The sequence below is a fragment of the Bacillus sp. AK124 genome, from assembly GCF_053903085.1.
Window position 1 is genome coordinate 972,469 of record NZ_CP096378.1, and the last position, 12,685, is coordinate 985,153.

Here is a 12,685-nt window from a genome sequence, read left to right on the forward strand (position 1 = left end):
GATCTACTCCTTCAAAACGGCTTCAATATATTTTTCGGGGTTGACGAGCGTATCAGCCGCCTGATGGAAATACGGCGCGATAAGCTCGGTTCCGAGTCCGATGGCAAGCGACAGAAAGAGCAGTACCGCTGCCGGATACATGTAGCCTTTTAGCGGTCTTTTGGCCGGAGCATCTTCCTGTTCATCCCCCCAGAAGCCGTTGATAAATATTTTCATGACGGAATACAAGACGAGCAGACTGGATAAAAGCATCAGCAGCGTAATCACGAATTCACCGCTTAGAAAGCCGCCCTCTGCAATTTTCAGCTTGCCGATGAATCCGCTGAAAGGAGGGACCCCTGCCAATGAAACAGCTGAAATCATAAACATCCAGCCGAGCACCGGATGGTTTTTGATCAGGCCGCTCATTTTTTTCAGGTTGTTTGTCCCTGTCAGAGTAAACAGCGCTCCGCCAAGCATAAACAGCGCTCCTTTAATGATCATGTCATGAATCAGATAGTAGACAGATCCTTCGATCGAAGCCGGCGTATTGGCGGCGATACCGAATAAGATCACACCGACCGCAGTCACAATATTGTAGATAATGATTTTTTGAACATCCCAGTAGGCGATCGAGCCGATGACACCGAAGATGATCGTAAGGGCCGCAAGCCAGACCATTAATTGATGAGTAAAAGCCGCGTCTTGGGTGAAAATTAATGTAAACACCCTTGTGATCGCGTATAGGCCGACTTTGGTCAGAAGTGCGCCAAACAGTGCGGACACAGCGGCAGGCGGCGCATAATAAGAACCAGGCATCCAGAAATACAGCGGGAAAATGCCGCCTTTTAAACCGAAGACGATCAAAAATAAAACAGCGATGACCGTGATCAGCCCGGTTTGGCCCGATTCACTGATCCGAACGCTCAAATCCGCCATGTTTAATGTGCCCGTCACCGCATATAAATAAGCGACTCCGATGACAAAGAGGGCGGAAGAGATAATGTTAAAGACGATGTACTTCAGAGATTCCCGCAGCTGGATCTTCGTGCCGCCAATGACGATCAGCACATACGAAGCCATCAGGAGAACCTCAAAAAATACGAACAGGTTAAACAAATCCCCGGTTAAGAAAGCGCCGCTAACTCCGGCAAGCAGGAACTGGACCGCGGGATAATAAAAGAAACGCTCGCGTTTTTCGCCGATGGAGCGAAACGAATAAAGAACCGTCAGAAATCCGATAATGGCTGTCGTTAACGCCAGAAGGCTGGCGAATTGATCAGCGACAAGGCTGATCCCGAACGGCGGCTTCCACCCGCCGAGATATAAGGTCTGGATTCCGTCCGTATAGACGGTCTGCACAAGAACAGCGGCCGCCGCGATCGCCGCAATGGAAGATATGGCGCTGAATGCACGCATCAGCACGATCGACTTGTTCATAAAGATGAGTAGAACTGCGGCCATTAAAGGAATCAGTATTGGCAGAATTACAAGATTATTCATGTTGATCATTTCCCCTCATTTGATCCATATCATCCATTTTCAGCTCTTGGTAGGCGCGGAAAGCCATGACCAGGAGAAACGAGGTGACCCCGAAAGCAATGACGATCGCCGTTAAAATCAACGCCTGAGGGAGAGGGTCGACATAGGTTGACGACTCTTCATTTAAAATGGGAGGCGCACCTTTTTTTAACCCTCCCATTGTCAGCAGAAGCAGGTGGACGCCATGGCTGAGAACGGCAGTTCCGATAATCACCCTCAGAAGGCTTTTTGAAAGCAAGAGATATGTCGCCGCCATAAACAAAATTCCTACAATAAAAGACATTAAAATCTCCATTATTCTCTCTCCCCAATCGTCTGAATAATGGTCATGGTCACGCCGACCACTACGAGATAAACCCCGATATCAAACAATACCGCGGTGGCAAGCTCCGTTTTCCCCAAGAGCGGAAGGTTAAAGTAATCAAACGCGTGGGAAAGAAACTGAGCGCCGAATAAAAATGAGCCGATTCCGGTGGAAACGGAAATGAATAAGCCGACGGCCGCCACATAGATAAAGTTGACGGGCAAAATGTTCTGCACCGTTTTTAAATCATAGGCAAGCAGCAGAAGGACGAGCGAAGACGCCGTCATCAATCCGCCGATAAAACCGCCGCCCGGGTTATTATGGCCGGCAAAAAACAGATGGAAAGAAAAGAGCAGAATGATAAAGGATGCAATCTTTGTAACGGTTTGCAGGATCACATCATTCGTCTGAACCTTTTTCAATGCTCTTCCCCTCCTTTCCCCATTCTGAGCCTGATCATGCCGTATATTCCTAAAGCGGCTATGACAAGTACAGTAATTTCAAACAATGTATCAAATCCCCTGAAGTCGACCAATATCACGTTGACGATATTGTGGCCGCCCGCGAGTTTATAGCTGTTTTCAATAAAATACGATGCGATGCTTTCAAGGGAGCGCTGGCTGTTTGCAGAAAGTGCGAGCAGCGTCACAACAGTTCCGACTCCGACCGAGACAAGCGCATTTGTGACCCTGAACTTAGCCGACTTCGGCTTGAATCTGAGCTTCGGCAAATGATAGAAGCAAAGCAGGAACAATGCGACTGAAATCGTTTCGATAATCAGCTGCGTCAGCGCGAGATCCGGCGCTCTGAAAATGACGAAGAACAGCGCAAGCGTGTAGCCGATGACGCCGAGCCCGATAATCGCCGTCAGTCTTGATCTTGCGAAAACGGTGGTAAATGTTGCGGCAATCATGACGGCTGACAAAACAAGCTCATAGATGCCGATTGAAGCATTGCCTTTCACATCGTATGAAAAGCCTCCGGTAACAACGAGCGATCCGCCGATGATCACGATAAAGAAGACAAAAACATAGACGAGATAATCGCGAAGAAACCCGGTCATATACGTTCTTGTAATCTTGTTGGAGCCTTTTTCAAGCCCAGACAACGAGCTGTCGTACAGTTTGTTGAGCGTCAGTTTTTCCGGGAAGAGGCCGTAGACCTTCCGCCATTTTGACAAGGTCAAATAGGCGAGAACGCCGAGAGCAACGACGCCGATTGTCATGTAGAGTTCAGATGAAAAGCCGTGCCACATGTAAATATGAACCTTGAATTTTTCGTCTCCGTCCAAAAGGGTCGGCATAATCGACGATGCAGCCGGTTCAATGATGCTGTATGACAGAATGTTCGGGAAAAAGAAAAAAATCACCACGAGAGAGACGAGGACAATCGGCGAAATCAGCATGCCGAGTGGAGCCTCATGCGCTTGTTTTTCAAGTTTTTCAGGCTGATATTTCCCCCCGAACGTTTTAAACAGCAGAACCATGCAGTAAATGAACGTAAACACGCTTCCGATCCAAGCCAGAACAGGAAGCACAAAACTCCATGTGTCGGCGTTATACAAATTAAAATCCGTAATCCTGAGCATGCTGGTGAAAAACATTTCCTTGCTCAAAAAGCCGTTGAACGGCGGCAGACCAGCCATTGAAAACGCGCCGATCAGCGTAATCGTAAACGTAATCGGCATGATCGTCATCAGACCGCCGAGCTTGCGGATATCCCTCGTTCCCGTTTCATGATCGATGATTCCGACCGCCATGAACAGGCTGCCTTTAAATGTCGCGTGGTTGATCAAGTGAAAAACGGCAGCGATCACTGCAACCATATAGTATTCAAAATTTTGATAGTGCAAAGCTGCGGCACCGACGCCGAGCATCGACATGATCATTCCGAGCTGGCTGACCGTAGAAAAGGCAAGTATCGCTTTTAGATCAGTCTGCTTGACGGCGTTGAACGAACCCCAGAAAAGCGTGACAATCCCCGTGAGGGACACGATCCAAAACCATTCCCCGGAAAAAGCGAACACAGGGGTGAATCTTGCAACGATATAAATTCCCGCTTTTACCATCGTGGCGGAGTGCAGGTAAGCACTTACAGGCGTTGGTGCTTCCATCGCGTCTGGAAGCCAGATGTAAAAAGGGAACTGCGCAGATTTAGTGAAGGCTCCGATTAACACCAGCACGAGAGCCGGAATGAAAAAGCCGTGGCCCGAAATTAAATCAACTTGGTTGATCATTTCTCTGATCGAGAATGAACCCGTAATCGTGTAAAGAAGAATGAAGCCTCCAAGCATGGAAAGACCGCCGAAAATGGTGATAAGCATCGATTTTGTCGCGCCGTATCTTGATTTTTCCCGCTTGTACCAATAGCCGATGAGCAAAAAAGACGATATGCTGGTCAATTCCCAAAATAAATAAAGTACAATGACGTTATCAACGAGAACAACGCCGAGCATTGCCCCCATGAACATGAGCAGATAAACGTAAAACGGTCCGAGCTGCTCTCTTTCTTTAGATAGATAATAGATGCTGTAAAGGACAACCAAAGACCCTATCCCTGTAATCAGAAGGGCGAATAGCAATCCGAGTCCGTCAACGTATGCGGTAAAGTTAATGCCAAAGGACGGAATCCATTCCAGTACAGCCTTTAATGTTCCGCCATCCGCCGTCATTTTGATCATGCGGAAAAAATAAATAAATAATAGAACAGGAAGAACCAGGACAAACCAGCCTGTATGAATCTTTCTGACGTTTTTCGCCAATAGCGGAATCAAAAAGGCGAGTGCAAAAGGCGATAAAATTGCAATATGTAAAGCCGTCATATTAACCTCCCTTTAAGGTAGCATGTATAAATACATTCTGTTCCATACTAAAATTTTCAAACGTTATGTACTTTTTTAGAACTGGTGACCTAGACAAATTATAACTCAAATTTTAATCGGCTGCATGATCTCATGATAACCGCGGTTTATGCGGTCTTATGAACCTGAAAACAATTTTAACAAAAAATGCGGCATTTGTATAATGGAAAGTTTTTTTGAACAAGATGAATTTGAGGTGATGAAAGATGAGAAGGAAAGCTTTTATCAGCTTAAGTTTATTTTGTTCGCTTTTTGCGGGAGCGTTTATGATCAACAGGGAAATGACGCGTGAACAGAATCCGGGGATAGGAACGGACGAAGGCCCTCAATATCGCGGGGATTACACGCCGCTTCAGACGGGAGCGGAAGATCAGTCCTTAACGGGAAAAGAAAGAGCTCCCTTTAAACCGAGAGAATATATCAGAGTTGAGAAACGCTGAAAACAAAAAAGGAATCCGATCGTATAGATCAGACTCCTTTTTGTTTTTTTATGCGGCCCTTACGAGGTGAAGAACCTTAGTAAAACGGTCGCCATAATGACGGTTGCTGCCCCGCCGAGACGCGTTGAGATTTGCGCAAACGGCATCAGCCCCATCCGGCCTGAAGCCGAAAGAATAGCCACGTCCCCCGTACCGCCGAGACCGCTGTGACAGCCGGTGACAATCGCTGATTCAACAGGGTACATGTTCATTAATTTGCCGACAAAGTAGCCTGATGTCACCATGGCAATGACGACTGAAGCGCAGACGGCGATGAAGCGCAGGGAAATAACGGACGCCACATCATCAAGCGGGATGTAAAGAATGCCGAGCCCGACCATCAGCGGCCAAGTGAAGCTTGATGACATGAATTTGTAAAGCTGGTGTGCGCCTTTTTCCATGCTTGCAGGCAGAAGCTTTGCATATTTTACGGCAGCCGCCGCGATGATCATCAGGATCGCTCCCGGAATTGCGATGAACTTGGAGACCAAACCGCCGAAAATGAAGAAGGAACATGCGATTAAAACGCCGGCACCCATTAATTTCAAATCGATTTTCGGCTCCTCTTCTTTTTGGTTGAAAATTTCATCGTCTTTTTTCGATTTGACGAGCCTGCCGTTACCATTCAGCTCAGGCCGCTTTTCGCCAAGCTTTTTCATCAGTCCGGCTGAGATGATGGCAACGACGTTTCCGATAATAGCGGCCGGAATGAGCTGTGAAACAAATACATCTGTGGATTGTCCCAAAATTTGCGAGTAAGCGAGTGACAGCGGCAGGATTCCTTCGCCGATGCCTCCGGCAATAATCGGTACAATAATAAAGAAGAAAGCTTCATAAGGGCTGTAGCCAAACAACAGACCGACGAGAATACCGGCGGCAACCGCTGCGACCGTCCCGGCCAACAACGGAACGAACATTCTCATAAAACCTTGAATCAGAACCGTGCGATGCATTCCTAAAATACTTCCCGCGACTAAACATGCGATGTAAAAATACAGAAAATTCGACGTTTTCATCAAAGTCGTAACCGCTTCCATAGATGCGGGGTTAAGCACTTTGAAAAAGACTAAAAACGAAGGAACAAACAGCGAGAGAATGGCAGGTCCGCCGATATCTTTTAAAATCGGAATGCGCTGTCCAACATCCCCGAGAATAATACCGAGAATCATAATGATCGCGAAACCGCCAAGCATGTCATTCGGCAATTCGTTATAGTAAGCTGCCAGAAAAATAATCAGCGCAAGCGCAATGTATAGCGGAAACGGAATCACGCCGATTTTCCAATTGATCAACTTCTGGAAAAAATTTTTATTTTCTTTATGACCGTGATTTGTAATCGGTTTCAAATCTTTTGCTGCTTCCATCAAAAACACCCCCATGTTTGTATGTGTTCAATTGTAGAAGAAAAGTGTCAATTCTGTGCGTTTTTTAAATTAAAATAATCGATTGATAATTAAATTAAAGCGAAAAAGAGCGGGAAAAGAGGAGGAATCTGCTTGATTTTGATCAATTTATAGGTCTTTTGATTTATTGGGGGGTCGTATCCAGGTAAAAAAGGGAATTCCCTGTCCGGGGAGAAAGCTTTTTTAAAGCAGCAATTTAAAAAACCCCCGAAACTGTTTTCGGGGGTTTTGCATTATGATTTTCTTTTGACAAGAGATCCTAACGCCTCTCCCATTTTCACTTGAAGAGAGGGGTGAAGGCGCTCATCAGGAATAAAGGTATCCTTTTCAAACAGCAGGATAACGGTCGAGCCGAAAGAGAAATATGCGATTTCGTCGCCTTGACGCCATTCTTTTGACTCCTCGAGCATCACGATCGAGTTAATATACATCGCCCCGACCTTCACAAGCAGGGCGGACCCATATTGATGCTTAAATTCGGAAATCATCCGGTAGTTTTTTGTCAGCGGCGATTTTCCGTAGGTCAAACCGATTTGATTCACGGGGTAAGACGTGCTTCCCAGCGAATATTGCGTTTCAAGTGTACCGTCAGCCGGGCTGTGAATTCTGTGGTAGTCCCTCGGGCTTAAATAGATGATGATATAGGTTCCACCGATATAGCGGTTCACGATCTCGGATCGCCCGATCATTTCTTCTACGGAATAGAGCTTTTGTTTGACGGTAAATTGCTTGTCGCGCGTGATGGCGCCCATTTCTTCGATGACTCCGTCCACAGGGCTGACCAGGCTGTTTGGTTCAGCGGGAAGGGGGCGTGCACCGCTCTTTAATTTTCTGATGAACAGCTCGTGCAGGCTGTTAAAAGAGCGGACATCTTCCTGCATCTCTTCTGTATTGATATGAAAGGTTTTGATATAGGAGGGGATGAGAGGTTTGCTGAGCTTTGACTGAGCAAACTTTTTCAGCATCCGGGACACGCCCTTTTTATTCGTCAACTCGATCAAAAACCGGTAAAGCCGCTTTTTCAAGCTGTTCACTCCTTTACTGATCACACGGGATGCAAGCGGTATTTAAATCACGCCGATTGTGTATCCGATCGTAATAAAAACGAGACACCAAATAAAAGCCCCTGATCCGGCATAAATCAGGAACCTTTTCATGTCCATCTCGTTCATGCCGGACAGATAGCATGTCACATGGCGGATTCCGGGAACAAAGTAGCCGAAAAGAATCGTCCACGGGCCGTATTTTTCAAACCAGCGGTGCACGGTGTCCAGTCTTTTCGGCGTCAGACCGATCCATTTCCCGAACTTATCGAGCAGCGGTTTACCGATTTTCTTCCCTAGAAAGTAACTGATGAGCATCCCTGATACCGCACCTGAAAAGCTGATCAAAAGAGACAGCTCATAGTTTAATAGATGAATAGAAGACAGATAACCGACAAATGTCATCATGACTTCATCGGGTATCGGCAGGCCTACAATTCCGAGAACAAGCATCCCGAATATCGCAAAATACCCGTATTGGGAAATCAATTCTTTTGCCAACTCCATGAAAAACTAGCTCACTTTCTTCAATAGTTTTTTCCCCTTCAGGCTGATGACTTTGATTTTGCTGACCATGAGAAAGGACAGGAACAGCATAATCAAAATGTACGGCTTTTTGCCAAGGATCTCTGATAAAAGGTTTAAGCAAACCAGAATTGTTCCGGCTGCGGTGATCGGAAGGCCTGTAAAATAATCCTGGTTCTCTGATTGAATATTAAATCGCGCCAGCCGAAGCGCTCCGCAAACAGGGAATAACAATGTCGAAGGAAGGCCTAAGATCGGTGCATCATAAAAAACGATTGAATAGGTGATGATGGCCGGGGCGACTCCGAAAGTGATAATATCAGACAAAGAATCCAATTCTTTTCCAAACGGGCTGACGGCATTTAATCTGCGCGCGGCCATGCCGTCAAGGCTGTCCAAGATAGCGCCGATCAGAACAAATATAATGGCTAAGAATAAATACCCTCTGAATGCAAGCAATATTGAAGAGATGCCCGAAACAAAGTTTCCAATCGTAATTAAAGAAGGTATGACTGATTTATTCAATGTTTTCGCATCCTTTAAATAAAAACGTTTTATATAGAAATTAAACAATATTAAATTGTATACGATTTGCTTCCTGTCTGCAATAAAATTCCTGAAATGATTGATAACCAGACTTTTTCATCATACCATAAAAGTGGTAAAGACACTGGCGGCGTCAAAAAAATTTATATTTTGTTAAGGTAACAAAAAAATGAATAAGAGAGCAGACGCTCTCTTATTCTATCGTTCGGTTCGCGTTTTCCTTTAATATAAGCCGATATATCAGGCCAGCGCGGGAATCGTCAAACGCAAGGCGAAATCAGCATCAGACGCTTGGTATTTCTTTAAAGAAGGGAAGCGTGGACCCGATGCTGTTGATAGCTTTGAGCGAAGCCGAAGAACAGAGCGGATTCGTTCGGGTCGAACCCTAAGCGCAGCGAGCGCGATAAATCCTTGTCCGGTAACGGCGGCATGCGAGAAGTCAAGCGTGACCGTCACAAAAAAACGCCCGCTGTCTTTAGGAAGCAGCGGGCGGGGAGGGGACATGTTATAGATATTGGTTAATCACGTTCAAGTCATTTGTATTTAATTTATATTGGAAAACCGGTCTGCCGATCGTGCCGTAGGCCATTTCTACGTTGAGAACTTCGATTTCCTCCAGAAACTTCAAGTATTTGCGAATTGAAACTTGAGAGATTTCCGTGTGATTGGCCAAATCTTCTGTTGTGAACGTCAAGCTGTCAAACGATCTGATGCTTGACCAAATGAGATTCAGCGTGCTTTTGGTCAGCCCTTTTGGCAAATGCATCTTTTCGGGCGCGCGTTTTTTTTGAAAAAGTTCGAAATCCAGCTCTTTTTGGCTGATATTCCGGTTGCTTGCATAAAGCTGCTGCTTCCGTTTGTAATCGGTTAGGGCGCTTTGAAACCGCTCAAATTCGAACGGCTTGATTAAGTAATCGACAGCCCCGTACCGCAGCGTTTTTTGAACAACATCCATTTCACTGGCCGCTGAGATGACGATCACGTCGACAGCTTGATTCTGGCGTCTGATCTCAGTGAGCAGCTCGACGCCGTTCCTGCCCGGCATATAAATATCGAGCAGGATCAGATCGATGTGCTCTTCCCTGAGGAAGGTGAGAGCCTCTTGAAAAGAAGCGGCAATTCCCTTCAGCTGAAATCCCTCTACCTGGCTGAGGTAACGTTTATTCAGCTCTCTTACCATCGGGTCATCTTCAACAATTAATACATCAATCATGGTCATCCTCCTTTGGTTCATACGGAATGCGGAGACTGAATGTCGTTCCTTCATTCTTTTCGCTTGTCACGATGATATGTCCATTTAAATTTTCAAGGCTTTGTTCGACGAAATAAAGCCCGAACCCCCGGTTGGAGCCCTTTGTTGAAAAGCCTTGATCAAACATTTTCTGCTGTTCCTCCTTGGATATGCCGACTCCCGTATCCGTGACTTCAATATCAAGCTGTCCGTCATGGTGGCGGAATGAAATCGAGATATTTTTCTTATCAGTTGCGGAAACGGCATCCAGGGCATTGTTGAGAAGGTTCCCGATAACGGTGATTAAATCGTGTATCACCGCTGTGTTGGCTGTATCCGGAATCCTCGTGCTGCAATGAACCTCCAGCGAGGCCCCCTGTTCCCGGATATAGCTCTGCTTGCCGAGCAAAAAGCCGGCGAGCACCGAGTTTTTAATATGGTTGATAATTTCGCTCGCTTCAGACTGCTGATAGATCGCAATGTCTTTTATATAGTTTCCAAGCTCGTCGTAGTTCTTTAATTGAACGAGACCGAGAATCACGTGGAGCTTGTTCATAAACTCGTGCGACTGCGCCCTGAGCGCGTTTGCGTACATTTTAACACCGGACAGCTGCTCAGCTAAGTGCTTCACTTCGGTTTTGTCCCGGAATGTGGCAATCGCTCCGACGATGTTTCCCTTTTTTAAGTGGATCGGAACTTCATTAAAGACAAGTTCTAGCCCGTTGATTCTAACGTCGCGGTCCAGAACGGGCTTCTGAGTATCGATCACTTGTTTCAGGCGGTTGTTTGGCAAGATGTCGGTGACATCCCGGTCGATCGGATTCTCTTCGATCCCCATTTTATGAAACAGGCGCTTCGCTTCCGCGTTGGCGAGCTTGATTTTTCCTGTTCGGTCAACGGCGAGTATCCCTTCTTTTGTCGACTCAAGCATCGCGCTTCGTTCATTCAAAAGCGTTGCAATTTCATACGGTTCCATACCGAACATAATCGTTTTTACTTTCCTCGCCACGATGACAGCTCCGATGATTCCGGCGAAGATGCTGAGGACGATGACCGTATATAAAGGGCGGAGATTTTGCTGGGTGATCTGCTCAATCTCGTTAAGGGTGATTCCGACCGCTACCGCTCCGACCTGGCTGCCCGTTTTATTATAGATGGGAACAAAAGCCCTCAGTGATTCACCGAGCGTGCCTTTTGCCGTACTAATGTGGCGGCGGCCCTTCAGCACTTCTTTTTCGTCCCCGCCGGCAAATTTCTTTCCGATTTTATTCGGATCCGGGTGGGTTTTACGGATGCTGTTCATATCCATGACAACGACGAATTCAGTCTCGGTGATTTTTTGAACGCGGGCGGTGTATTTTCGGAGCTCATCGTATTCGCCGCTTTCCAGCGATTGCGCCGTAATCGGAGCTTCGGCGACCATCTCCGCCGTCTGCAGGGCAATCTGCTGCTCCTGCTCCCGAATGTTCCTTGCGGTCTCGGAACCGACCATAAAAAACGCGATCAATAAAGAAATCAAAACGACGACGCAGACAAATATCGTTAATCGTGTCTGCAGTTTTAATGTTTTTTTCAACGGCGATTCCTCGCGATCTATTGATTAGTCAACACATAATACTTTACAAGTAAATGGCGAATTTGTGAAGAATCCTGCCCCTTTCTGCCGCGAACAGCAGAAATTAAAAATATGGAAAATATTCTTGTCAACAGGTCCTAAGTCGTACATAATGAATGAGGAACATATCAGAAAGGGACTTTTTTTATGAAAAATACGTATGTAACAGGCTTTTTTCCTTTTATCGCAATTCTTCTTTTCAGTTCATCTCTTGCGATTTCTTCCGTTATCTATGCCATGGGGATACTGTCTTCTCTCGGCATTTACAAAGGAATGCTCGAATTTTTCTCTGAGAGCGGCATCCGGATGGCTTTGTTTGCTGTGTTTACGCTGATTTTTTTCATGGTATTTTCCGCTTTGAAGCTGATTGCCAATACTGTGACAGAGCTTGCCCTCTTATTTTTCGCCAAAGATCCTGAAGGAGCGAACCTGAGGAAAATCAGGGTCGGTTCTGCCGTGTACCTGGGAGCAAGCCTTTTATCCTTTATTTTTGTCCAATATGCCGCTGGAATTGCAGCGCTTTTTTTACTCGCAACACTCGTATATTTAATTTTTATCGTTTATGCGATCCACAGCACGCTTTCATTTATGTCATTAATCGGCTTTATTATGTTTGAGCTGCTGTTTTGGTTTACGTTTTTAATCGGCACGGTGTATATCGTCATCAAGCTATATAACAGCGTCATGGCGAGCCTGCCCGTTTGAGCCATGCAAAAAACCGGAGCGCGGACGTTTGTCCGGCGGCTCCGGTTTTTTTTATGACAAAAATCGTTTTCTGATCTCAGGACCGGGAATGGTGCACTCGCTTTTTTGCCCAAACCATTTGTAACGGTTTTTCGCAATCACGCTGTAGATGGCGTCCCGTAGCGGTCTGGGAATGATCAAGAGGGCGGAAGCGGCCCGCCAAAGACCAGGAAGGCTTTTCACCACATGCAAGGCCGCGGTTGATTTCTGATATACCCGTCCGTTTTCGATCAAAATAAAGCTGTCAAAATGATCGGAGGGGAGCTGATATTGCTTGAGCAGCTTCCCCCCGGCATCAGATTGCAGGGAAGCGAATGAAAATAAGCCTTCTGGATCATGCTTGATGATGAATTGAACGGCTCCGTCGCAAAAGTTGCACACGCCGTCAAACAGAACGATTCGCTCAGGCATATC

General features: G+C 46.2%; 14 protein-coding genes. 2 read left to right on the forward strand and 12 right to left on the reverse strand.

Going from position 1 to position 12,685, the window contains the following annotated elements; translation table 11 throughout:
- Positions 1-3: 3 nt before the first annotated feature.
- The 4 genes from M1E06_RS04780 to M1E06_RS04795 are packed head-to-tail and all read right to left on the reverse strand — an operon-like array spanning position 4 to position 4,646.
- Complete coding sequence (locus tag M1E06_RS04780; protein WP_025809735.1) at positions 4-1,482, reverse strand: Na+/H+ antiporter subunit D; 1,479 nt, start codon at positions 1,480-1,482, stop codon at positions 4-6.
- Positions 1,475-1,816, reverse strand: coding sequence for a Na(+)/H(+) antiporter subunit C (locus M1E06_RS04785; protein WP_020452785.1), 342 nt, complete (start codon positions 1,814-1,816; stop codon positions 1,475-1,477). Before M1E06_RS04785 ends, M1E06_RS04780 begins: the two co-directional genes overlap by 8 nt.
- Positions 1,816-2,247, reverse strand: coding sequence for a Na(+)/H(+) antiporter subunit B (locus M1E06_RS04790; protein WP_003184834.1), 432 nt, complete (start codon positions 2,245-2,247; stop codon positions 1,816-1,818). The genes M1E06_RS04785 and M1E06_RS04790 overlap by 1 nt, the downstream gene beginning before the upstream one ends.
- Positions 2,244-4,646, reverse strand: a complete 2,403-nt coding sequence (locus M1E06_RS04795; protein ID WP_023856151.1) for a Na+/H+ antiporter subunit A — start codon at positions 4,644-4,646, stop codon at positions 2,244-2,246. Before M1E06_RS04795 ends, M1E06_RS04790 begins: the two co-directional genes overlap by 4 nt.
- Before the next feature lie 245 nt (positions 4,647-4,891).
- On the opposite strand from M1E06_RS04795, the gene M1E06_RS04800 reads away from it, so the two are divergent.
- Entirely contained in the window at positions 4,892-5,125 is a 234-nt protein-coding gene (locus tag M1E06_RS04800) for a hypothetical protein (RefSeq protein ID WP_043054453.1), read from the forward strand.
- A gap of 59 nt (positions 5,126-5,184) precedes the next feature.
- Here the strand turns inward: M1E06_RS04800 and M1E06_RS04805 are convergent, their stop codons facing one another.
- The 7 genes from M1E06_RS04805 to malK all read right to left on the reverse strand — a co-directional run bounded on the left by M1E06_RS04805 (position 5,185) and on the right by malK (position 11,488).
- Positions 5,185-6,528, reverse strand: a complete 1,344-nt coding sequence (locus M1E06_RS04805) for a 2-hydroxycarboxylate transporter family protein (protein WP_023856149.1) — start codon at positions 6,526-6,528, stop codon at positions 5,185-5,187.
- 272 nt (positions 6,529-6,800) lie between these two features.
- A complete protein-coding gene (locus M1E06_RS04810) occupies positions 6,801-7,592 on the reverse strand; it encodes a phosphatidylserine decarboxylase (RefSeq protein WP_025809729.1) in 792 nt (263 codons plus the stop codon).
- Positions 7,593-7,634: 42 nt separating this feature from the next.
- Entirely contained in the window at positions 7,635-8,117 is a 483-nt protein-coding gene (locus M1E06_RS04815) for a DedA family protein (RefSeq protein WP_020452781.1), read from the reverse strand.
- 6 nt (positions 8,118-8,123) lie between these two features.
- Entirely contained in the window at positions 8,124-8,660 is a 537-nt protein-coding gene (gene pssA / locus M1E06_RS04820; RefSeq protein ID WP_020452780.1) for a CDP-diacylglycerol--serine O-phosphatidyltransferase, read from the reverse strand.
- A 261-nt stretch (positions 8,661-8,921) separates the two neighbouring features.
- Entirely contained in the window at positions 8,922-9,137 is a 216-nt protein-coding gene (locus M1E06_RS04825; RefSeq protein WP_187291872.1) for a hypothetical protein, read from the reverse strand.
- 49 nt (positions 9,138-9,186) lie between these two features.
- On the reverse strand, positions 9,187-9,894 hold the full coding sequence (locus M1E06_RS04830) for a response regulator (protein WP_020452779.1): 708 nt from the start codon (positions 9,892-9,894) through the stop codon (positions 9,187-9,189).
- A complete protein-coding gene (malK, locus tag M1E06_RS04835) occupies positions 9,887-11,488 on the reverse strand; it encodes a malate sensor histidine kinase MalK (RefSeq protein WP_020452778.1) in 1,602 nt (533 codons plus the stop codon). The genes M1E06_RS04830 and malK overlap by 8 nt, the downstream gene beginning before the upstream one ends.
- Before the next feature lie 186 nt (positions 11,489-11,674).
- Here malK and M1E06_RS04840 point away from each other — a divergent pair, with 186 nt between their 5' ends.
- Positions 11,675-12,232: a YufK family protein gene (locus M1E06_RS04840; RefSeq protein WP_020452777.1), complete on the forward strand. Its 558-nt coding sequence runs from the start codon at positions 11,675-11,677 to the stop codon at positions 12,230-12,232.
- A 51-nt stretch (positions 12,233-12,283) separates the two neighbouring features.
- Here M1E06_RS04840 and M1E06_RS04845 read toward each other — a convergent pair whose 3' ends face one another.
- A complete protein-coding gene (locus M1E06_RS04845; RefSeq protein ID WP_033155026.1) occupies positions 12,284-12,682 on the reverse strand; it encodes a thiol-disulfide oxidoreductase DCC family protein in 399 nt (132 codons plus the stop codon).
- Between the last annotated feature and the right edge of the window lie 3 nt (positions 12,683-12,685).

What these genes read in the sequence shown, in the direction of transcription:
- M1E06_RS04780 (WP_025809735.1), bottom strand. Translation starts at nt 1,482, where the DNA reads ATGAATAATCTTGTAATTCTGCCAATACTGATTCCTTTAATGGCCGCA.
- M1E06_RS04785 (WP_020452785.1), bottom strand. Translation starts at nt 1,816, where the DNA reads ATGGAGATTTTAATGTCTTTTATTGTAGGAATTTTGTTTATGGCGGCG.
- M1E06_RS04795 (WP_023856151.1), bottom strand. Translation starts at nt 4,646, where the DNA reads ATGACGGCTTTACATATTGCAATTTTATCGCCTTTTGCACTCGCCTTT.
- M1E06_RS04800 (WP_043054453.1), top strand. Translation starts at nt 4,892, where the DNA reads ATGAGAAGGAAAGCTTTTATCAGCTTAAGTTTATTTTGTTCGCTTTTT.
- M1E06_RS04805 (WP_023856149.1), bottom strand. Translation starts at nt 6,528, where the DNA reads ATGGAAGCAGCAAAAGATTTGAAACCGATTACAAATCACGGTCATAAA.
- M1E06_RS04815 (WP_020452781.1), bottom strand. Translation starts at nt 8,117, where the DNA reads ATGGAGTTGGCAAAAGAATTGATTTCCCAATACGGGTATTTTGCGATA.
- M1E06_RS04830 (WP_020452779.1), bottom strand. Translation starts at nt 9,894, where the DNA reads ATGATTGATGTATTAATTGTTGAAGATGACCCGATGGTAAGAGAGCTG.
- M1E06_RS04840 (WP_020452777.1), top strand. Translation starts at nt 11,675, where the DNA reads ATGAAAAATACGTATGTAACAGGCTTTTTTCCTTTTATCGCAATTCTT.
- M1E06_RS04845 (WP_033155026.1), bottom strand. Translation starts at nt 12,682, where the DNA reads ATGCCTGAGCGAATCGTTCTGTTTGACGGCGTGTGCAACTTTTGCGAC.